The organism is Archangium violaceum Cb vi76 (genome assembly GCF_000733295.1).
GTDB lineage: Bacteria > Myxococcota > Myxococcia > Myxococcales > Myxococcaceae > Archangium > Archangium violaceum.
The window spans coordinates 38,430-57,746 of record NZ_JPMI01000026.1 but is presented as its reverse complement, the minus strand read 5'-3'; the positions used below and the strand labels follow the sequence as shown (position 1 = coordinate 57,746).

Genomic DNA, 19,317 nt, shown 5'->3' with positions numbered 1-19,317 from the left:
GGTGATTCAAACCTCGTCGAACCGGGCGCCCGTCACGCCCAGTCGTTGCATCGCCTCCTTGATGCTCTCCGAGACGATGAGGGCAATCTCCCATCCCCAGGGACGGAAGAGGTGCACGCCTCCGACCTGAGTGGGATCGATCCTCAAGCCGTACACGGAAAAATATTGCCCGGTCTTCTCTGGTACTCCGTCTTCGGGCGTCCAGTGATTGACCTCTTCGCAAGCGGCATCATCGATACATTTCACGACGCGCAGCACATTCAAGAGGCAATATTGCTCAGGCTGTGTATCAACGTTCGCCGGGATGAGCTGTACGTCGGTCGGTGCCAGTTCGGCCAGGACCGAGGCCACCTTGGCGTGGACGACTGGTGCTGTATCCGCCAGGGAGAAGTCGAGCGCTCTTCCGGGCTGGAGGAAGGGAGCTCGAACAGGTCCGGTGACGCGTAGGGGCTGGCCCTTGAGGAATACGCCACTTAGAGGCTGGCCCGTCCGTGCATCGGTCGGGGTTCCCAGTATCCACCCACCCGGGACATTCACGTCATCCATCAGTTGGAAGTAGCGCATCCGCCGGGTATCCCTATCCTGCCGCAGGTGTCGTAATCAACTGGTTCAGTCTTGTTCCAGGAGTCGAGCACTCCACGCCCAACCGCCAAAGCGCTCGCGTGAGTCGTTCACGGCATTGCACCACGCCGACGCAGTCATCCGTGGCGAGCTTCAATACGTCACGAACCTGCCGATGGTACTGCTCGGGATGCGGGCCCCGGTGGCCTTTGACCCTCACCGTGTTGGCGGGGTCGTTCAAAGTCATTCCCGCCTTTTCGAATATCTCTCGGAACCTTGGCGTCCACGGCCCTCCACGGGCGTCGGACGTGTCATTCTTGTTGGTTGCGAGGTGGTGGATGTCTCCGTCCTCGTCCTCCTCCTCGTCGAGCCGGGCGGACTTGGGGGCAGGGGACTTGCTGGCCTGCTCGATTTCCGATTTGACCTGTTCGGCCGCGCGGCCGATTTCCCGGAGTTGCTCTTCCAGCACCCGTTTCTGACGGGATTCGTAGAGCGTGGGATCCTCATCGCTCTGGATGGTGACCAGGGAGAGGAAGATAACGCCCACTCTCCCGAGCACCGAGACCGTGCTTCGGGCCGCCATGGCCTCGCCTTCGGCCGCGAGAACCTCGGAGCTTGCCGCGGTGCTCGCTTGGGCGGTGACCATCGTTCGTCCCGTCTTCGCGGCGAACTGGTTGTAGTCCGCCAGGGCCTTTTCCGCGCCCGTGAGCTTGCCGCTGAGCAATGCCCACTGTTCCGGCGTGAGCTGGCCACGAGTCGCCGTCAATGCCGCCTTCGCATGGTCCAGACGCGCGGCGATCTCCGCGCTCGTGTCGCCGTAGGCGGGGCTTGTCCCGAGCAGAAGCGCAGCCACCGCGAGCCATGCCCTGAGTGCCTTCGCTGACATTTCAGTCTCCTTGGAGTACGCGAGCGTAGACGAGCATCGGGCTCACCCACCATCAATTGCGTCTCCCGGTACTCGCGGGCCTCCGTGCTCATCGTTCATTGAGCGTGAAGCCCCATCTCGTCCAAGACACCCAAGAAACCCAGGACCCCTGCCGCGCACCTCCAGGGAGGGCGGCCTGGGTTGGCGTGTACTCCGGATTTGGTCCAAATTTGGTCTGACAAGAACCGATTGGGTCCCCTGAGGCGCTCCGCGCCTCCTCGTTAGGAGTGGGGTCGACTCAAGGCGGCGGGCAACCTCTAAGCCACCCGAACTAAGTTCGGTCAGGGGGTACAACCGCTGAGGCCGAGAAATCGGGCCTTGGCGCTGGGCCCCCTGAACGGAATTACTTCTCTTGGCTTAGTGGAGGCGGCGGGAATCGAACCCGCCGCCGGAGGCTTCAGAGGTACCCGCGCGCCTTCAGGTTCTTCTCGATGCGCGCGTGCACGTCGCCCACGTTCAGCTCCAGCGGTGTGCCGGTAATCTGCCCGTAGGCCGCGAGGTACTTCTCCGCGAGCGACACGCGCACGTCATCCGGGATCGCCGGCGGCGTGCCGTGGCCCTGGAAGCCCCGCTCGCGGATGAGCCACTGGCGGATGTTCTCCTTGTCCAGCATCCGCTGGTCCTCGCCCTTCGCGAAGCGCGCCTCGTACTCGTCCGCCACCCAGTAGCGGCTCGAGTCCGGCGTGTGGATCTCATCGATGACGTACAGCTCATCGCCCACCTTGCCGAACTCGTACTTCGTATCCACGAGGATCAGCCCGCGCGTGCGCGCCCACTTCTGGCCCTCGAGGAACAGCCCCTTCGCCGCCTCGGTGATGCGTGCCCAGTCACGCGCGCTCGCCAGGTTCTTCGCCAGGATCTCCTTCTCGGAGATGGGCTCGTCGTGCTGGCCGTACTGCGCCTTCGTGGACGGCGTGATGATGGGGGAGGGGAACGCCTCGTCCTTGCGCATCCCGTCCCCGAAGGGCACCCCGTAGGCCGTGTGCGTGCCCTTCTGGTAGTCGCGCCACAGGCTGCCCGTCAGGTAGCCGCGCACCACCACTTCCACCGCGAAGGGCTCGCAGGCCCGCGCCACCGTCACGTTCGCGTCCGGCACGTCCAGCACGTGGTTGGCCACGATGTGCTTCGTGCGCTCGAACCAGAACGTCGCCAGCCGGTTGAGGACCTCGCCCTTGAAGGGGATGGTGGTCAGCACATGGTCGAACGCCGACAACCGGTCCGAGGTGACCAGCACCAGCCGGTCTCCCTGGCGGTACGTGTCACGGACCTTCCCCTGGTAGTGCTGGCCCAGGGTGGGCAGGTTCGTCTGCCGGAGCGTATGCGGAAGCTGCGCGTGGAGTGCGGAGGTGTTCACAGGAGGCGCCTCTGCCCCGAAGCGGGGCGGAAAGGAGGCGCGACTCTACTGGCCCGCGCCCGGCAGGGAAGCGGGACCTTGGGCCGCCGCCATGTACAGGAACGCCGGGTTGATGCGCAGGATGCCGTCCACGTACGCCACCGCGTACGGCGCGCCCGAGGCCCGATCCACCTGCACCCCTCCCGCCGGGTTGATCCGCCAGTGCGCCAGCAGCGTGCGGGCCACCAGCTCAGCCGCCTCGCGCTCCGACAGGCCCTGCAGGCCCTCGCGCCGATCCTCCGGCCAGCGCTCGCCCGCCCGTCCATCGAAGCTCAGCTGCAGCGGCGCTCCCGCGTCTGGCGCCAGGAGCAGATCCGTCCGCGCCTCGAAACCCGGGGCCGCCACCAGCTCACCTCGCTGACTGATGGGGAACAGCACCGGTGCCTGTGGAGACAGACCCGCCTCCGTCTCGGAGATGCGGGCCACCTCGCGGTACAGCTCCAGGCGGGTGGTGGATGTCTCGAACTCGAGCAGCTCTGGCGGACTGGTGAGTGCCTGACGCGCGCTCAACGAAGCGCGCACGGGTGCACCCCCGACGCCACAACCGGTCAGGGTTACGAGAGAGAGAAGCAGGCTTGCGACCCAGCGACGCATCACCCGGGAATATACCGATGCGGGTCTGACACGGAAAGCTAAACTCGGAGGCATGCTCGCGGCCGTGAACTTGACCGTCGTCCTCCACCAGACGCGATCACCGGACAACCTGGGGGCGGTGGCCCGGGTGATGGCCAATTTCGGATTCTCCCGTCTCATCTTGTCCGACCCCGCCACCTACGCCTTCCGAGCGGCCGAGCGCCTCGCGGTCAAAAGCGACTCCGTCCTGGACGCCATGGCCGTGGCCCAGAACCTCCCCGAGGCCCTCAAGGACTGCGTGTACGCGGTTGGCACCACTTCTCGCACACAGCTCGAGGGCCGCACGGCGCTCACCCCCGAGGAGGCGATGGCGCGGCTGGCGGATCAGAGCCGGCGGGGGAGGGTGGCGCTGGTGATGGGGGGTGAACAGCGGGGGCTGTCCAACGAGGAGCTGGCCTTCTGCACGGACTTCCTCGTCATCCCCACCAGCGAGGTGCAGCCGTCCATGAACCTCGCCCAGGCGACGGCGGTGCTCCTCTATCTGTGTTCGCGCGAGGGCCGGAAGCTCGCGGAGCAGCCCGTGGCGCCGGTGGCCCCGGAGCAGGAGGGCGCGAAGATGGGGACGGTGCGCGCGCTGGGCGAGCGGATGCGCCAGGTGATGCTGGAGGCGCAGTTCCTCAACCCGCAGGCGCCGGAGCACATCCTGATGGAGCTGGAGCGGAGTCTGTTGCGTGCGGAGCTCACCCAGCGCGAGGCGGAGCTGTGGCTCACGGCCTTCAAGCACGTGGGACGAGCGATGGGCGGGGGGAAGGGCACTCCCGGGAAGGGAGCGCCCTCGCGAGGCCCCGGCCAGGACGGCTAGGCGGCGGCTTCGGCCTTCTTGTACGTCTCTCCGTAGTGCTTCTCGCACAGACCGGCCTTGGACGTCTTCACGCGGCAGTCCGGCTTGGAGCAGGTGCGGTAACGGGAGTGGGGCAGCTCGCCCTGCCGCCACTTCTTGAAGTGGAAGAAGCAGTAGCTCTTGGCGCGGTAGGGACGCTTGCAGCCCTCGACGGTGCAGGCCTTCTTGCCACCGGCCTTGGCCACGCGCGGCCACTTCTTCAGGGTCGTCTTCTGTGCTTCAGCCATGGAAATGCTCCTGTTGCGATAACGGTGCCTCGCGTCACCATGGGGAGACCCGCGGGGCGTGCAAAGGCGCTGTCTGTAGCTCTGGCCGTATCGGAACGCAAGGAGGCAGGCGGGGATGCGGGCGCATCCCCCGTTTTCCGGCTTACGGGGAGGGGGCGTCCGGGCCGCCGCTGCCCCCCACCCCTGGCTGCTCGCTCGCCGGGGGCCCCTTGGCGGCCTGCTGGACCTCGGCGGGGAGCTCCTCGAGCCTCACCCGGAGCTTCAGGGGCCGCTCCCCCCGGCGCACCCGGAGGACCACGCTGCGGCCCACGCCCTGGGCCGCCACCTGCCAGCGCAGCCTGGCGGCGCGCTCCACCTTCGCGGTGTCCAGGGCCTCGATGACGTCGCCCACCTGGAGCCCGGCGCGCGAGGCGGGGCCCCCATCCGTCACCTCGGACACCACCACGCCCCGGGCGTTCGCCAGCCCGTAGGCCTCGATGGCGTCCGGGGTGCAGTCCAGCACGGACACGCCCATCCACCCGCGGCGCACGCGCCCGTACTTCCGCAGGTGCGGCACCACCGCCTTGGCGATGTCCACCGGGATGGCGAAGCCGATGCCCTGGCCCGCCACGTTGACGGCGTTGGCGATGGCCACCACGTCCCCGTGCACGTCCAGCACCGGCCCCCCCGAGTTGCCCGGGTTGATGGAGGCGTCCACCTGCATGTAGTCGAAGTCCCCGTCCCGGCCGTTGGGCGTCACGTCCGTGCGGCCCTTGGCGCTCACCACGCCCGCCGTCACCGAGTGCGTCAGCCCGAAGGGGTTGCCGATCACCACCACCCAGTCGCCCACGTCCACCCGCGACGCCGACGCCAGCTTCAGCACCGGCAGCTTGCGGCCCGCGTCGATCTTCAACAGCGCGAAGTCCGTGCGCTCGTCCTCGCCCACCAGCTCCGCGGGGTACTCCTCGGGGTAGCCCCGCTCGGAGAGCACCGAGACGGAGATGCCCTCCGCGCCTTCAATCACGTGGGCGCTGGTGAGGATGTAGCCGTCCGGATGGATGAGGACGCCCGAGCCGATGCCCTTCTGCTGCTCGCCATCGGCGGTGGTGCCCGGCTGCACCGTGGTGATGGACACCACCGCGGGCATGGCCGACCGGGCCACCTGGCTCAACACCGAGCGCTCCTCTCGGACGGAGCGCTGTTGCGCCTCCACCCACAGCCGCTCGCCCTCTCCCCGCCGCGCGCCCCACGCTGGCGCACCCAGGGTGCCGCACAGCACTGTCGCCAGCGAGACACCCCACCACCACCGTCCACCCGTCATCGTCCCGCCTCCGACCCCCGCCCGCCTCGCAAGAAGCTAGGGAGGGGGGGTCCAGAGGGGAAGCGGGGCGGCCGGCAAGGGTGGGGAACCCTACTTCTTCTGGGCGATGATTTTGTCGATCGCCGCGCGATCCTCATTGGTGATGCGCTCGCGCGGCGCCGCGGCGGCCTGCTTCGTCGTCCGGGTGACGGTCTCCTTGGCGTCGTCGAGCGCCTCCCTCAGCTCGCCCTTCACCCGCTCCACCTTCGCCGGCTGGACGTGGCGCTTCCACTCCCGCTGCGCGTACTCCATCGGCGTCCGTCCATCGATCTCACCGATCGCCAGGAAGACCCCGAGTCCCACCGCACAGCCCGTCCACACCAGGAACTTCAAGAAGCCCATGGTTTACATCCTCCTACCCCCTCATACACGGGGGAGGGGGAGTCGGCCAGTTTCTGGCAGGAGGTGGGGAAGGGCGCTGACAGCGAGCGGGGGGCCCTCTAATGTGCGCGGCCTTGCAGCCCGAAGAGCTCTTCCAGGCCGCCCAGAAGCGGGCGGCGACGATCTCCCTCCCGCGAGCGCAGGAAGCGCAGGAGCAGTTGCGCGCGCAAGCCTTGGCGTTGTTCGCCCGGATTCCGGAGCCACCGGTGTACCACCGGGCGGAGGACCCCGCCCGGAAGGCGGCCGAGGCGCTGTTGCCAGAGCTGGAGAAGGTGCTGGCGATGGCGTTGGCGGTGGCTCGCGAGGCGGGACACTGGGAAGCCACGGAGCGCATCCTCGCGGCGCTGAAGGCGCACGGCGAGGCGCTGTGCCACACGGTGGGCGGGAGGCTGGTGCAGGCGGAGGAGGCGTGGCGGCGGGCGATCGAGCTGGAGCGCCAGGCACATCCCACGCGGGCGCTCGGGACGAAGGAGGCGGTGGTCCCGGCGGTGTACGACCGGGCGTCGGGGGCCTCGCGGTACGACCCGCGGCAGGAATCGGTGGCGCAGGTGAAGCTCATCTGCCCCAACACGGGCTGCAAGCGCATCAACGACTTCGGGTTCGTGCCGGGGCCGGGGACGCGCCGCTACGTGTGCCCGGCGTGCGGCACGCCGTTCCTCGCGTACTTCGGTGAGCTGCGCGGACTGGAGATCGAGCACAAGAGCAGCTCGCGGCGCTACTTCTTCACGGTGGACGAGGTGAGGGGCTCGGGCAGCTCGCGCATCGAGTTCGAGGAGGCGAGCGGCGAGGAGTTCCCGGTGGCGAGGAGGGACCTGCTGGTCTTCCTGTACACCGAGGCGCGCGAGCTGAAGGTGGTGCGCAACCTGACGAACGACCGGCTGATGTGGATTTCGCCGGCGGGCTCGTGCTTCGTGGTGACGGCGGCGTTCGGCGAGGGGGCTCCGGAGCTGGTGGCGTTCCGGGAGTTCCGGGACGAGGTGTTGCGCCGCCACGGGGTGGGGCGGGAATTCATCCGGGTGTACTACCGGTATGGGCCAGGGGTGGCGGAGTGGGTGGTGAGGAGGCCTGGGGTGAGGCGGGGAGTGCGGGGGGTGCTGAAGCAGGTGCACCGGGTGTTGAAGACGACGAGGAGCGCAGGCACGTGACGGAGCAGCGGAACGCGGACACCGAGGGACGGCCGGAGCAGGTGGGCGAGGGGAGCACGCCGGCGCCCGAGCGCCAGGGTTGGAGCAAGGTGCTGCTGGTGGTGACGGCGCTGCTGGGCCTGGCGGGGTTGGGGTACCTGGGCGTGCAGGAGGCGCTGAGGGGGCGGCTGGCGTCGGATGGGATGTCGGCGCCGTCGGTGTCGATGCAGACGTATGACGGCAAGAAGCTGTCGCTGTCGGATCTGCGGGGCAAGGTGGTGATGCTGGACTTCTGGGCGACGTGGTGCCCGCCGTGCCAGGCGGAGATGCCGCACCTCATCAAGCTGGCGAAGGAGTACGAGCCGAAGGGGCTGGTGTTCGTTGCGGCGAGCCGGGACGAGATGCCGGACGCGCCGCTGTTCGTGGAGGAGTTCATCATCAGCCGCATGCCGGACCTGGCGCCGTACGTGGTGTACGCGCCGGACGAGATGGCGGCGGCGTTCCAGGTGACGGCGTTGCCGACGCTCTACTTCCTGGACCGGGAGGGCCGGGTGGTGGACGCGCAGCGGGGCGCGCTCTCGGAGGCCGCGCTGCGAGCGCGAATCGAGCGCGCCCTGGGGCAGTAACCTCAGAACAGGTGGTTGAAGTCCAGGTAGAACCCCGAAGTGCCATCACTCGGGCTGACGCCGTAGTCGAGCCGGAGGATGAAGTTGTCCTGCCAGGCGATGCGAAGCCCGCCGCCGCCCGCGTAGCGAGGGCGCCCCCCGTCCAGGAAACGCAGATCGGCCCAGGCCTGACCGGCGTCGAGGAACGTGACGAGGGTGAAGTCCAGCTGCTGATTCCACGGAGCCACCGAGAGGAACTTCCAGCGCAGCTCTCCGTTGGCGAGCGCCTTCACCTGGCCCTGGAGCCGGTTCTTGATGATGCCGCGGGCGGTGTACACGCCGCCGATGCCGCCCCAGCCCTCGCGCCACTCCACGCCGCTGAAGGAGGAGAGGAGGAAGAAGGGAACATCTCCGCCCATGACATCGACGAAGAGGCGCAGGGCGGCCACGAGCCGGTCGTCGAACACGGGGTGGTAGAAGCGCAGGTTGGCGGTGGCGCCCCAGTATGAGAAGGCGCTGCCCGTCACCCCGGTGGCCCCGCGCAGCGCGAGCTCGTGGAACATGCCGCGCAGGGGTGCCGGCTCGTTGTCGCGCAGGTCCAACAGCAGGCCGGCGGTGACCTCGGCGGTGCGGAAGACGTCCGGCGCGTCCGAGTCACCGTTCAGCCCGGTGAGCATTCCCGCGTGGGCGTCCTCCATCAGCCGGGAGCTCCTCGCCTGTCCCAGATCCTCCGCGTTGTAGCGTGTCCGCACGGTGGTGAGGCGGAAGCGATAACCCAGCGCCACCTGCAAGGGGCCGATCAGGGGCCGGCGCACGTTCAGCATCACGCTGGGCAGGGAGCGTTGCTCGAAGGTGTAGTAGCGCAGGCCGCGGAAGTCCGGGTTGCCCGGGCAGGCGTTCGGGTTCGACGCCAGGGCACCGCGGTCCTCGCACGCGGCGAAGGCGGGCTCGTACCCCGCCGAGCTCCCCAGGCCGTAGTACGGCGAGAACCGGTCATTGAGCAGGCTGACGTCCGAGGTCAATCGCCAGGGGGAGGACAGGAAGCCCGGCGCATCCATGATGAGGCGGTGCATGCCCACCCCATTGGTCGTCTGGAAGAACTGCGCGATGAAGGCCATGCGGTAGGGCCGCTGGGTCCCATCGCCCGAGTCCACCACCATCAACCGGGCGCCATACCCGAAGCCCTCGTCGCTGTTGAAGTTGACCAGCGGCAGGCCCTGCACGCCCCAGCCCGTCCGGGGCGCGGGAGCGGGCTGGGGTGTGGGGAGGGGCTCGGGGCCGGGGGCCTCGAGGGCTTGCTTGGGGGCCTCTTCCGCCCACGCGGGGGCGGTGGCCAGCGCGGCGGAGAGCACCACTGCCCACGTTGTCCGAATCGGATGCATGGAAGACTCCAGGTACGTCAGGGCCGCAGCAACCAGGCCACGGCAAGTCCGAGATAGGTGCCCACCGCGTAGCCCATGATGCCGGTGGTGAGACCGGACACCATGAGCTCGCGGTTGCCCAGGGCGCGTGCCACCGGACCGATGAAGGGGGGACCGAAGATGGTGGCGGTGGAGGTGATGAGGGCGGTGTCCGCGTCGATGCGGAAGAGGGCGGCGAGGGCGAAGTGCATCCCCACGGCGAGCACCACCATGCCCGCGCAGAAGACGAAGACGAAGAGGCCCGTGTCGCGCATGCGGCTCGCGTCCGCGAGCGTGCCGACGGCCACGCAGAAGACGAGCAGTGCGTAGTCTCCCATGGCGTAGCTGCCGGGCAGCTCGCGCACGGAGGGCAGGAAGGACGCGGCCAGACTCAGCGAGGTGATGAGCAGCAGCACCACCGGTGCCTCCATCCCGCCGAACACCAGGAGCGTCCCGCCCACGGACACGCCCACGATGAGCGCGGCGAGGAGGAAGGCCAGTGCCATGCCGCGCGCCTGGCTCCAGGTGAATCCCCCGGTTCCTTCCGCCTCCTGCGCCTCACCGTCATCCCAGCCGGTGGCATTCGGGAAGCGGGGCAGGAAGAGCAGGGCGATCCGCTGGGCCACCGTCACCAGGATGAGGAGGTAGACGGCGCCAACGATGATGTCCGCGGTGTTGAGGAGGATGAGGGTCTCCTCGCGGACGCGGAGCGCCAGGCCGATGGCGTTCATGTTGGCGGTGCCGCCGGTGTAGACGCCCACCAGCATGCCGGACATCTTCCACCACTCGTCCGAGCGGTCCGACAAGGCGAAGCCCACGACGGCGGCGCTCACCATGGCGGACAGGCACGCGAGGCCGAAGGACAGCAGCGTGGGCCGCGCGAGCCGCATCCACCGGGGCACGTTCGTGGTGAAGAGGAGCAGGGGGATGGCCAGCGGCACGGCCGCCTCGCTGACCGAGAGACTCAGCCGCTCCTGCAGCCCCAGCCCCGGGATGTTGCCGAGGATGATGCCGAAGGCATAACAGACGACCACGGGGCCCACCCAGGCCACGGGTTTGAGGTGGCGCGCGGCGAGCAGGGAGAGCCCGGGGAAGCCCACGAGCGCGAGCACCTGGAAGAGCCCCATGGAGGTCATGGGCTCACTCCTGCTCGGGGACGTCGTACAGCCCGTCCATGAATTGGAGGATGAAGCCCTCGGCGTCCTTGGGGTCGGGGAGGGCGCCGAGCATGCCGTACATGGCGGCGCTGCCATCCGGAGCGGGCTCACCAGAGGCGAGGCTGGTGGCGCACGCGCGCAGGTCCGCGAGGAAGGGCTTCACCACCGCCGCATGGGCCGGCGTCACCATCAGGTGCAGCGCGGGAGGCATCATCTGCCGGTCCAGCTTCCAGCCGCGCGCCTCCATGGCATCGCCCAGCGCGTAGACGTCCAGCGTGTCCGAGGAGAAGGCGAAGATGCTGAGCGAAGGCTTGCCCAGCAGCTTCAACCCGGGGATGGCGGCGATGCCCTCGCGCAGCGACTTCGAGGTATCGAGCACCGTGCGGGCCAGCCGCAGGTAACCCTCCTCGCCGAGGTACTTGAGGATGGCCCAGGCCGCGGCGATGGCACCACCGGGGCGGGTGCCGGCCATGGAGGGAGAGGCGTAGATGCCGCCGCTCCAACCCGCGTAGGTGAAGAACTGGTGCCGGCGCAACTCGGGCGTGCGGTAGAGCACGATGGAGGCGCCCTTGGCGGCGTAGCCATACTTGTGCAGGTCCGCCGACAGGCTGGTGACGCCGGGCACGGTGAAGTCGAAGTCGGGGATGTCGTGGCCGAGCCGCTTCGCGAAGGGCAGCAGGAATCCGCCGAGACAGGCATCCACGTGGAAGAGGACACCCTTCTCCTGGGCCATGGCGGCGAGCTCGGAGATGGGGTCCATCACCCCGTGCGGGTAGGAGGGCGCCGAGCCGACGACGAGCACGGTGCGCGGGCCCACGGCGGCGCGCATGGCCTCCACATCCGCGCGGAAGTCGGACGCGACGGGGACGTTGATGGGCTTCACCCCGAAGTAGTGGGCGGCCTTCTGGAAGGCGGGGTGGACGGAGGCGGGCAGCACCATCTCCGGCTCGGTGATGCCACGCTCGGCGCGAGCGAAGTCCCGGGCCGTCTTGATGGCCATGAGGATGGACTCGGTGCCACCGGACGTCATCGTCCCGGCGGCGGTGGGGCCGTGGAAGAGATCCGCCGCGATGGTGAGCACCTCGGCCTCGAAGCGCCTCAGGCTGGGGAAGGCCAGGGGGCTGAGGCCATTCTCCGACATGAACTCGGTATAGGCCTCGGCCGCCACCCGGCGGATGTCCTCTCCCGCGTTGTAGACGAGACTCCACGTCCGGCCCTCCTGCCAGCGTGCGTCCTCGGTGCGCATCGCGCGCATCCGGGCGAGCACGTCTTGATGGGACAGACCCTGGGAAGCCAGGCGGGGGCTCTTCGACATCGCATCTCCGGGAGAGGTGGGGGGAAGGCTGCTCCCGGTACTATAGGGGAAAGGCCGGGAGGATTGCTCCCGGCCTCCCCCTTCGGCTCACTCGCTCCGGTCGTTCCAGGGCTTGCATGGCCCGAACAGGCGGGCATCGGTGTCCTTCTCGTAAGGCATTCCCCTGGGCATGTTCAGGACCTCCATCTGCATGCCCCACGGGGTCAGGAAATAGACCCAGCGGTCACCGGCGATGGGCCCCTCGGTGAGGGTCTGCGGCTCGCCGAGGATCTTCACGCCGGGCACCGAGCGGAGGTAGTCGACCGCGGCATCCACGTCCTCCACGTCGATGGCCAGGTGATGGCCGCCCCAGTCGCTGTTGCGCGGGAGCTCCCGCCGCTGCTCGGGCGCCGTGTACTCGAACAGCTCGAGGTTGGTGACGGGCCCGAAGCGGAGCATGGCGATGTGCGTCGAGGCCCGGGGGTGCACGTTGAGCTGGCGCGTCATCCAGTCGCTCTTCGTGTCCTCGACGGGGCCGATCCGGTACAGCAGCTCGGCACCCAGGACGTTGACGAAGAAGTCGACCGCCTGATCCAGATTGGGAACGGTATAGGCGAGGTGGTGGACGTTGCGTGCTCCGGGAATGCCCTGGCTGGTACGGCTCATGAGGAAGTCCTTTCGTGTGTCTGGGTTGAATCCATTTCGATTGGAATGTGATTACGGGCGGCCCGCGTACTCCTGGTTGGCGATGGCGCTCATCAACAGCAGCCCGCCATCCACGGTGACGGTGACGCCCGTGATGTAGGCGGCGTCAGGTTCCGCCAGGTGGGCGATGAGCGCCGCGACCTCGCGGGAGCGCCCGGGCCGGCCCATGGGAATCGCGGGCCGGGAGAGCTCCGCCGCGTCACGGCTCTCGGGGACTCCGTTCATCGGCGTGGCCGTCTCTCCCGGGCTGACCGCGTTGACGGTGATGCCATGCGGCGCCAGCTCCAGGGCCATCACCTTGGTGAGCAGGCCCAGCCCGCCCTTGGAGGCGCAGTAGGAGGAACCTCCCCGGATGGGCACCAGCTCGTGCACGGACGTCACGTTGACGATGCGCCCGCCCCGCCCTCGAGCCACCATGCGGCGCGCCGCCACCTGGGCACACAGGAAGGGGCCGGTGGTGTTGATGGTGAGGATGCGCTGCCAGTCCTCCGGCGTCTCCTCGAGGAACGAGGCGCGGCGGTTGACCCCGGCGTTGTTGACGAAGACATCCACTCCGCCCAGCTCGCTGGCCGCCCGTTCCACCGCCTCCGCGGCGGCGCTCGGGTCCGTCAGGTCCATGCGGAAGGCCAGGGCCCGTACGCCGTGGGCCTCCACCTCCGCGGCGACCTGCCGGGCTCCCTCCGCGTTCGAGTTGAAACCAATCCCGACATCGAAGCCCTTCTGGGCCAGGGCGATGGCGGTGGCCTTGCCGATGCCGGAGCTGGCACCGGTCACGATGGCGATTCGCTCGTTCATGTCTCTTCCTCCAGCAATTCGTATCCAGCCTGGGCGAGGCTTCCCGCGCCCAGGTAGCCGTAGACCGTCCGGGTGGTGACGCCGGGATCGGTCTGGAATCCGTGCCATTCGCCGGCCGGGATGTAGGCCAGGTCGCCCGGGTTCAACCGCACCGGGCCGTCCTTCGTGAGGTGCTCGCCACCGCCTTGCAGCACCAGGAAGAACTCATCGGCATTCGGGTGCCGGTGGAGCTGGTGGCTGCCTCCCGGGGTGAACGTCGAGGTGGCCACGACCACCGAGCGCGTGCCGACGGTCTGGCTCGTCGCCAGCCAGTGCACGCCCATGTCGATGAAGCCACCGGCCTCGCCCAGGGGACTGTGGTTGCCCTGGTCCGCCGTCCGGGAGATGCGGCACCCGCTGCCGGCGCTGTGCGCCTCGTGGGGCTTCGCGTCCCGCGGGTCGTTGGTTCCGCCGTACACCACCAGGAGCATCGTGTCCTGGCCGTGCTCGGTCTCGAAGGCGCGGCGGGTCCCCGGCGCATTGAACACGCCCTCGCCAGGGGTCAGCCGCCAGGTGTGCCCGTTCGCGCGCCAGTCCCCCTTGCCGGACAACAAGAAGGTGACCGACTCGGCTCCCGGCAGGCTGTGCTCCGGGAGCACGCTTCCCCCGGACAGCTCGTGGATCATCAGCATTCCGAGCGCCTCGGGGATGAGCTCCCGGTTGACCAGCCACTGCACGCCGCCAGTCCGCTCGAGGGTTCGCCGGATCATGACGTCCTCCCTTCGTTGAAGCGCAGCAGCACCTTGGGGGGACCCGAGCGGCCATGCTCGAGCAGCTCGAAGGCGTGCGCGGCCTGTCCCGGCGAGAGCACTCCGGCGATCAGCGGCTTCGCGTCCAGCACGCCATCGACGAAGAGCTGGATCGTCCGGTCGTAGTAGTCCAGGCCATGCCGGATGCCGAGCAGATCGACTCCACGCAGGACGAGCTCCCCCGGCACGAAACCAGACACCGGCTCGTTCGCGACGCCCACCACCGCCACCCGGCCACCCGTCGCGGCGAGCTCCACGCCGCGCAGGAAGGCCCGCGAGGAGCCGGAAGCCTCGATGACCAGCGAGTAGGCCCCGCTCCGGGCCTGCTCGGGCCGCAGCGTGCGCCGGGCACCGCAGGCGGCGGCCAGCTTCAGCCCCGCCTCGTCGATGCCGATCGCATCCACGTGCCGGGCCATCCGCGAGGCGAGCTGCACGGCGAGCAGGCCGATGGTTCCGGTCCCCACCACGGCGACCTCGTCCTTCAGGCCGCAGCCGGCCTTGTCGAAGCCACCCACCACGGTGACCGTCGGCTCGATGAACGCGGCGTTCACGTCGGAGAGGGCCTCCGGCAACGCGGTGAGCGAACGCATGGGCATGCGGATGTACTCGGCCGCGGCGCCCTGCAGGCCATACAGGCCCACCTCCACCAGCCGCTCGCAGTGCGCCCGCTGTCCTCGGTGGCACATCCGGCACAGGCCGCAGGGAACCATCGTCTGGCCCACCACCCGGTTGCCCACCGAAATCCCTCGCACCTCCTTGCCCACGGCGGCCACCTGGCCACACCACTCGTGGCCGAACACCAGCGGAAGGCTCGCCCGGCCATCCCGCAGGTACGAGGCGGTGCCGTGCAGCAGCTCCAGATCGGTTCCGCACAGCCCGACGTACGAGGGGCGGATCAACACCTCGTCCGGCCGGGGTCCCGGGATGGGAATCCGGGTGAGCTCGACCCGTCCCGGCGCTGTGATCGCCACCGCTGTCATCGAGCCTTCCGGCCAGGCTCCTGTTGCCATCGTACTCATGCCACGGGCCTCCTCATGGGCAGGGATTGGGAGATGGAGCGGGGCATCACGACGAGCCAGAGCAGCTCCAGGCCGTCAGCCCCACTGGTGATGCGGGCGTCCGCCCCGGTGGGCAGGAGCACCAGCTCGCCGGCGTCGAGGGTTCGTTCCCCGGCCTCGGAGCCCTGCTCCCGCAGCAGCCCCGAGCCCGCGAGGACGAACCAGGTACTCTCGGTGCCCTCGCGGCCTCGGAGCGCGAACTCGGTCCCCGGCGACAGCCGCACGTAGTCGACGGAATCGCACTCGGAATGCAACATCCCGCGCCGTGCCAGGGAGCGCCAGCGGATCTCCTCGCCGCCCTGGCGCGTGCGGGAGGTCCTGTCGATGGTGGAGATGATCATCGCGCTCCACCTCCCGGCACCTCGAGGCTCGCCAGGAAATACTCCAGCCCCGCGTCACCGGCGGTGACGGTCATCCCCGTGCCCAGGGGCAGCGTGACGGAGACGCCGTACTTCAGGGGGATGGCCCCCTCGTCCGAGGAGATCTCCCCGGAGCCACTGGTGGTGAACAGGGTGTGCTCCTCGCCCGCGGCGGACAGCTCCGCCCGCTGCCCGGGCTTCAGGTTCACCAGGCGGATGCTGCGCAGCGGTCCGGTGAAGACGCCGCGAGGATTCACTTCGTAGGTCTGACGCAGGTTGAGAACCACGGCGTTCGTCACGTCTTCTTCTCCTCGTTGGGTAGGGGGCCGGGGGGCACGGCCCGGGGGCTCCGCGCCGCGCAACACCGCCGCGGTGTGGGGGCTCAGCAGTTCGATCACCAGCCAGCCCAGGCCCACGTCTCCGACGTTGCGCAGGCCATGCTTCGTCCCCAGGCCCGTCAGGATGAGGCTGCCCGGGCCCACCGGGTGCGGCTTGCCGTCGAGCGTCATCTCTCCGCGGCCCGTGAGGATGAAGTAGAGTTCCTCGGTGCGGGTGTGCACGTGCTCGCCGCTGACGCCGCCCGGCGGAATCCACGCCCACTCCACCGCCTCCCACGCGCCGAACAGCCCGGCCCGCCGTGCCAGGCACTTCCACTGGGAGAGCCCCGTGGTGCCGTGCACGCCGTGGACCACGGAGGGATCCTCGAGATCTCCGATGATCACTCCCTCACGCATGGGCGGCCTCCCATATGGGCGCGGAGCCGGAGGAGGCGTCCATCTCCCGGAGGGCGGTGGCCGCGGCGGTCATCTCCTCCGGCGTGACGTCATTGACGAAGCACGCCGAGCCGATGCCCATGGCCAGCGGCAGCCGCTGGAGCCCGTCGCGGTGGCGGACGGTGTCGGCCAGGGCGTCCACCAGCACCGCCGGCTCGCAGGTCCGGTGGTACACGGGCAGCTCCAGCTTGCGCATGAGCGCGAAGATCCGGTCCCGCTCATTGGGGGTGATCATCCCGCGCTGGACGGAGATCAGCGTGGTCAGCGCCATGTCGATGTTCACCGCCTCACCGTGCAGCAGCTCGGGCAGGGCCAGCATCTCGATGGTGGGGCTGAAGGAGTGGCCGTAGTCGACCACGCGCTCGAGCTTGTGCTCCCACAGGTTCATCTCCAGCTCCTCGAGCATTCCCGTGATGGCCCGCTCGATGACCTGGGTGGCGGCGCGGTTGCTCTCGGGGGTCCTGCCCTGCAGGCGCTCCGTGATGAGCGTGGTGCCGTGGCGATCGAGCAGCTCGAACAGGGCCCGGTCCTTGATGAGGGCGATCTTCAGGATCTCCGCGAGGCCGTTGACGATGTGCCGGGTGTCCACCGTCTTCAGGAAGCCGCGGTCCAGCAGCGTGTCCCGGGCGGGGAAGTACGTGCCGAGCCGGTTCTTGTGCGCGGAGTGGTTGACGCCCGTCTTGGCGCCCACGCCGGCGTCCACCAGTCCGATGAGCGTGGTGGGCACCCGCACATACGGAGTGCTGCGGCGGTAGAGGCTCGCGGCGAGCCCGACGATGTCCATGAGGACGCCTCCGCCAATGGCGATGATGGGCTCATGGCGGCGCGAGATGCCGAACTCGTTGATGCCCTTCACCACGGCGAAGACGGACTCCATGTTCTTCTCCGTCTCGGAGATGGGCAGCGAGATGATCTGGTGCTTCACGCCGTGGTGCTGGAAGTAGTGGCGGAGCTGGACGCCATAGAGGCGGTCCACCTCGGCGTCGATCACCACCAGCCTGCGGAGCGTCCCGGTGCGCTGGGTGGCGCCCGCCTCCAGCAGGGCCTGGCTGCGGGGATCGAACACGCCATCGACCACCCGCACCTGATAGTGGACGGGCAGGGCCGCATTGACGATCCAGGTACGTGACATGTCGTGAGTCAAGGTTCCTCTCCTGTGGCGATGTGGGGGGGGGGGGTGGGAAGCCGGCGTGTGTCGCGCGACTTGTCTGGAGGGAGTGAAGGGGGTGCGGATGTGACGACGGTCATCCGTGCCGGGCCGCGAGCATGAAGCGCGAGGCCTGCTCACCAATGAGGATGGCGGGGGCGTTGGTGGGGCCCGAGGTGATCTCCGGCATGATCGACGCATCCGCCACGCGCAGGCCCTCGAGGCCATGGACGCGCAGCCGCGAGTCCACCACCGCGCGCTCGTCCACGCCCATGCGGCAGGTGCTGGTGGGGTGGAAGAAGCAGGTGGTGGCCTTGCGGATCCACTCCACCGTCGCGGCGCGGCCGTGCGGTCCGGGCATGAGCTCGCGCTTGCGGAACCCGTCGAAGGCGCGCGAGGCGCCAATCTCCCGGCACAGCTCCACGGCGATGCGCAGGGCCTCGACGTCCGCCTCGTGGCCCAGGTAGTTCATGTCGATGATGGGCCGGGCGAGCGGATCGGCGGAGGTGAGCCGCAGATGGCCCCGGGAGGCGGGACGGACCAGGCCGGGGACGAGCGCGTAGCCATTGTCCGGCACGGGGCCGAGCTCGGGGGTGACGAGGGGGAACTCGTGGAGGACGGGTTGGATGTCGGGGCGCGAGAGCGCCGCATGGGAGCGCCACCACAGCGTCGCCTCGGCGCCATTGCCGCGGGGCTTGGGGAGCGGGACGCTGCTCTCGTAGTTGATGCCGGCCACCAGGATGTGGTCCTGCAAGTCCTGCCCCACGCCAGGCAGATGCCGCACCACGGGGATGCCCAGCGCCTGGAGCTCGTCCGCGGGCCCCACGCCGGACTGCATCAGCATCTTGGGAGAGTTGATGGCCCCGGCGGACAGCACCACCTCGCGCGTGGCGCGCACGCGGCGCACCTGGCCTCCATGGCGGAACTCCACGCCGGTGCACCGGTTGCCCTCGAAGAGCAGCCGTGTCACCTCGGCGTGGGTGAGCACCGTCAGGTTGGGACGGCTCATCGCGGGGAAGAGCAGGCCACGGGCCACGTTGAAGCGCTCGCCATCGGCGATGCACAAGTCGAAGAAGCCCGCCCCCTCCATCCGCGCGCCGTTGTAGTCGCGGGTCATGGGCACGCCGGCCTGTTGGGCGCCTTCGATGAAGGCGTGGGCGAGGGGATGGGGGTCGGCCGCCCGGGAGATGCGCAGCGGGCCGCCCACGCCGCGGTACTCGTCCTCGCCGCCCGAGTAGTCCTCCAGCTCCTTGAAGATGCGGCGAACCGTCTCGCCATCCCAGCCGGGGTTGCCCTGGGCGACCCAGCTATCGAAGTCCTGGCGGTGGCCGCGTACCCAGACGCTGGCGTTGTTGCTGGCACAGCCGCCCAGCATCTTGCCGCGCGGGCAGGGGATGACCCGGTCCGCGGCGTGCCGCTGGGGCACCGTCTGGTAGCTCCAGTCCAGCTCCGTGCCGAGCAGGTACCGCCAGCGCGAGGGGTCGAACACGTCCGGATTCGTGCCAGGGCCGCCAGCCTCGAGGACCAGCACGTGATTCGCCGGGTCCTCGGACAACCGGGCGGCCAGCACACAACCCGCCGAACCCGCGCCAATGACGATGAAGTCGTGGGCCTCTCGGGGGCTCGCTCGCAGCCGGCGCTGGTTCTCCCAGGCGGCCAGGGCTTCCCCGGCCAGTTGCCAGGCACGCTCCGCTGGGACGCCCGCCTCCTTCGCCGCCTGGAGGAAACCCTCCCGGTCCAGTTCTCCGCTGCGCACCTGGTGGACGAGCAGTCCGAGGGTGCTGTTGCTGATTCTTTCCATGATCTCCCCCA

General features: G+C 69.1%; 20 protein-coding genes and 1 pseudogene. 3 read left to right on the top strand and 18 right to left on the bottom strand.

Going from position 1 to position 19,317, the window contains the following annotated elements:
* Positions 1 to 6: 6 nt before the first annotated feature.
* The 4 genes and pseudogenes from Q664_RS04825 to Q664_RS04810 all read right to left on the bottom strand — a co-directional run bounded on the left by Q664_RS04825 (position 7) and on the right by Q664_RS04810 (position 3,401).
* Complete coding sequence (locus Q664_RS04825; RefSeq protein WP_043390287.1) at positions 7 to 564, bottom strand: imm11 family protein; 558 nt, start codon at positions 562 to 564, stop codon at positions 7 to 9.
* Positions 565 to 577: 13 nt separating this feature from the next.
* Positions 578 to 904, bottom strand: a pseudogene (locus Q664_RS63175) (AHH domain-containing protein); the annotation flags it as partial.
* 979 nt (positions 905 to 1,883) lie between these two features.
* Positions 1,884 to 2,840: a phosphoribosylaminoimidazolesuccinocarboxamide synthase gene (locus Q664_RS04815; RefSeq protein ID WP_043390281.1), complete on the bottom strand. Its 957-nt coding sequence runs from the start codon at positions 2,838 to 2,840 to the stop codon at positions 1,884 to 1,886.
* A 45-nt stretch (positions 2,841 to 2,885) separates the two neighbouring features.
* A complete protein-coding gene (locus tag Q664_RS04810) occupies positions 2,886 to 3,401 on the bottom strand; it encodes a hypothetical protein (RefSeq protein WP_235216559.1) in 516 nt (171 codons plus the stop codon).
* A gap of 136 nt (positions 3,402 to 3,537) precedes the next feature.
* Between Q664_RS04810 and Q664_RS04805 the strand changes: the two genes are divergently transcribed.
* Complete coding sequence (locus tag Q664_RS04805; RefSeq protein ID WP_425117394.1) at positions 3,538 to 4,314, top strand: RNA methyltransferase; 777 nt, start codon at positions 3,538 to 3,540, stop codon at positions 4,312 to 4,314.
* Here Q664_RS04805 and Q664_RS04800 read toward each other — a convergent pair.
* From Q664_RS04800 to Q664_RS04790, 3 genes are all read right to left on the bottom strand, one after another.
* A complete protein-coding gene (locus Q664_RS04800; protein ID WP_043390278.1) occupies positions 4,311 to 4,580 on the bottom strand; it encodes a hypothetical protein in 270 nt (89 codons plus the stop codon). The genes Q664_RS04805 and Q664_RS04800 overlap by 4 nt on opposite strands.
* Positions 4,581 to 4,722: 142 nt before the next feature.
* The gene (locus Q664_RS04795; RefSeq protein ID WP_052517678.1) at positions 4,723 to 5,880 is read right to left on the bottom strand and encodes a S1C family serine protease; all 1,158 of its coding nucleotides are present in this window, start codon (positions 5,878 to 5,880) and stop codon (positions 4,723 to 4,725) included.
* A 90-nt stretch (positions 5,881 to 5,970) separates the two neighbouring features.
* On the bottom strand, positions 5,971 to 6,261 hold the full coding sequence (locus Q664_RS04790; protein WP_043390275.1) for a hypothetical protein: 291 nt from the start codon (positions 6,259 to 6,261) through the stop codon (positions 5,971 to 5,973).
* A 113-nt stretch (positions 6,262 to 6,374) separates the two neighbouring features.
* Between Q664_RS04790 and Q664_RS04785 the strand changes: the two genes are divergently transcribed.
* Positions 6,375 to 7,445: a CFI-box-CTERM domain-containing protein gene (locus tag Q664_RS04785; RefSeq protein WP_235216558.1), complete on the top strand. Its 1,071-nt coding sequence runs from the start codon at positions 6,375 to 6,377 to the stop codon at positions 7,443 to 7,445.
* Positions 7,442 to 8,050 (top strand): TlpA family protein disulfide reductase, encoded by a 609-nt coding sequence (locus Q664_RS04780; protein WP_326938666.1) that lies wholly within the window; start codon positions 7,442 to 7,444, stop codon positions 8,048 to 8,050. The genes Q664_RS04785 and Q664_RS04780 overlap by 4 nt, the downstream gene beginning before the upstream one ends.
* 2 nt (positions 8,051 to 8,052) lie before the next feature.
* Here Q664_RS04780 and omp85 read toward each other — a convergent pair whose 3' ends face one another.
* From omp85 to Q664_RS04725, 11 genes are all read right to left on the bottom strand, one after another.
* Complete coding sequence (omp85, locus tag Q664_RS04775) at positions 8,053 to 9,411, bottom strand: Omp85 family outer membrane protein (RefSeq protein ID WP_043390270.1); 1,359 nt, start codon at positions 9,409 to 9,411, stop codon at positions 8,053 to 8,055.
* A gap of 17 nt (positions 9,412 to 9,428) precedes the next feature.
* Positions 9,429 to 10,565 carry a DUF819 family protein gene (locus Q664_RS04770; RefSeq protein ID WP_235216557.1) on the bottom strand — a complete coding sequence of 379 codons (1,137 nt, stop codon included), beginning with the start codon at positions 10,563 to 10,565 and terminating at the stop codon, positions 9,429 to 9,431.
* Between the two features lie 4 nt (positions 10,566 to 10,569).
* Positions 10,570 to 11,901: a pyridoxal phosphate-dependent decarboxylase family protein gene (locus Q664_RS04765; protein ID WP_052517677.1), complete on the bottom strand. Its 1,332-nt coding sequence runs from the start codon at positions 11,899 to 11,901 to the stop codon at positions 10,570 to 10,572.
* An 87-nt stretch (positions 11,902 to 11,988) separates the two neighbouring features.
* Positions 11,989 to 12,546 (bottom strand): VOC family protein, encoded by a 558-nt coding sequence (locus Q664_RS04760; RefSeq protein WP_043390267.1) that lies wholly within the window; start codon positions 12,544 to 12,546, stop codon positions 11,989 to 11,991.
* A gap of 51 nt (positions 12,547 to 12,597) precedes the next feature.
* Positions 12,598 to 13,380 (bottom strand): SDR family oxidoreductase, encoded by a 783-nt coding sequence (locus Q664_RS04755; protein ID WP_043390265.1) that lies wholly within the window; start codon positions 13,378 to 13,380, stop codon positions 12,598 to 12,600.
* On the bottom strand, positions 13,377 to 14,129 hold the full coding sequence (locus tag Q664_RS51560) for a cupin domain-containing protein (RefSeq protein WP_052517676.1): 753 nt from the start codon (positions 14,127 to 14,129) through the stop codon (positions 13,377 to 13,379). Before Q664_RS51560 ends, Q664_RS04755 begins: the two co-directional genes overlap by 4 nt.
* On the bottom strand, positions 14,126 to 15,187 hold the full coding sequence (locus tag Q664_RS04745; RefSeq protein ID WP_200883659.1) for a zinc-dependent alcohol dehydrogenase: 1,062 nt from the start codon (positions 15,185 to 15,187) through the stop codon (positions 14,126 to 14,128). Before Q664_RS04745 ends, Q664_RS51560 begins: the two co-directional genes overlap by 4 nt.
* The gene (locus Q664_RS04740) at positions 15,184 to 15,567 is read right to left on the bottom strand and encodes a cupin domain-containing protein (protein ID WP_043390260.1); all 384 of its coding nucleotides are present in this window, start codon (positions 15,565 to 15,567) and stop codon (positions 15,184 to 15,186) included. Before Q664_RS04740 ends, Q664_RS04745 begins: the two co-directional genes overlap by 4 nt.
* Positions 15,564 to 16,319, bottom strand: a complete 756-nt coding sequence (locus tag Q664_RS04735) for a cupin domain-containing protein (RefSeq protein ID WP_043390258.1) — start codon at positions 16,317 to 16,319, stop codon at positions 15,564 to 15,566. Before Q664_RS04735 ends, Q664_RS04740 begins: the two co-directional genes overlap by 4 nt.
* Positions 16,312 to 17,490: a sedoheptulose 7-phosphate cyclase gene (locus Q664_RS04730; RefSeq protein ID WP_052517675.1), complete on the bottom strand. Its 1,179-nt coding sequence runs from the start codon at positions 17,488 to 17,490 to the stop codon at positions 16,312 to 16,314. Before Q664_RS04730 ends, Q664_RS04735 begins: the two co-directional genes overlap by 8 nt.
* A 112-nt stretch (positions 17,491 to 17,602) precedes the next feature.
* Positions 17,603 to 19,306, bottom strand: a complete 1,704-nt coding sequence (locus Q664_RS04725) for a GMC family oxidoreductase (RefSeq protein ID WP_052517674.1) — start codon at positions 19,304 to 19,306, stop codon at positions 17,603 to 17,605.
* Positions 19,307 to 19,317 lie beyond the last annotated feature (11 nt).

What these genes read in the sequence shown, in the direction of transcription:
- Q664_RS04825 (WP_043390287.1), bottom strand. Translation starts at nt 564, where the DNA reads ATGCGCTACTTCCAACTGATGGATGACGTGAATGTCCCGGGTGGGTGG.
- Q664_RS04800 (WP_043390278.1), bottom strand. Translation starts at nt 4,580, where the DNA reads ATGGCTGAAGCACAGAAGACGACCCTGAAGAAGTGGCCGCGCGTGGCC.
- Q664_RS04795 (WP_052517678.1), bottom strand. Translation starts at nt 5,880, where the DNA reads ATGACGGGTGGACGGTGGTGGTGGGGTGTCTCGCTGGCGACAGTGCTG.
- Q664_RS04790 (WP_043390275.1), bottom strand. Translation starts at nt 6,261, where the DNA reads ATGGGCTTCTTGAAGTTCCTGGTGTGGACGGGCTGTGCGGTGGGACTC.
- omp85 (WP_043390270.1), bottom strand. Translation starts at nt 9,411, where the DNA reads ATGCATCCGATTCGGACAACGTGGGCAGTGGTGCTCTCCGCCGCGCTG.
- Q664_RS04770 (WP_235216557.1), bottom strand. Translation starts at nt 10,565, where the DNA reads ATGACCTCCATGGGGCTCTTCCAGGTGCTCGCGCTCGTGGGCTTCCCC.
- Q664_RS04765 (WP_052517677.1), bottom strand. Translation starts at nt 11,901, where the DNA reads ATGTCGAAGAGCCCCCGCCTGGCTTCCCAGGGTCTGTCCCATCAAGAC.
- Q664_RS04760 (WP_043390267.1), bottom strand. Translation starts at nt 12,546, where the DNA reads ATGAGCCGTACCAGCCAGGGCATTCCCGGAGCACGCAACGTCCACCAC.
- Q664_RS04755 (WP_043390265.1), bottom strand. Translation starts at nt 13,380, where the DNA reads ATGAACGAGCGAATCGCCATCGTGACCGGTGCCAGCTCCGGCATCGGC.
- Q664_RS51560 (WP_052517676.1), bottom strand. Translation starts at nt 14,129, where the DNA reads ATGATCCGGCGAACCCTCGAGCGGACTGGCGGCGTGCAGTGGCTGGTC.
- Q664_RS04745 (WP_200883659.1), bottom strand. Translation starts at nt 15,187, where the DNA reads ATGAGTACGATGGCAACAGGAGCCTGGCCGGAAGGCTCGATGACAGCG.
- Q664_RS04740 (WP_043390260.1), bottom strand. Translation starts at nt 15,567, where the DNA reads ATGATCATCTCCACCATCGACAGGACCTCCCGCACGCGCCAGGGCGGC.
- Q664_RS04735 (WP_043390258.1), bottom strand. Translation starts at nt 16,319, where the DNA reads ATGCGTGAGGGAGTGATCATCGGAGATCTCGAGGATCCCTCCGTGGTC.
- Q664_RS04730 (WP_052517675.1), bottom strand. Translation starts at nt 17,490, where the DNA reads ATGTCACGTACCTGGATCGTCAATGCGGCCCTGCCCGTCCACTATCAG.
- Q664_RS04725 (WP_052517674.1), bottom strand. Translation starts at nt 19,306, where the DNA reads ATGGAAAGAATCAGCAACAGCACCCTCGGACTGCTCGTCCACCAGGTG.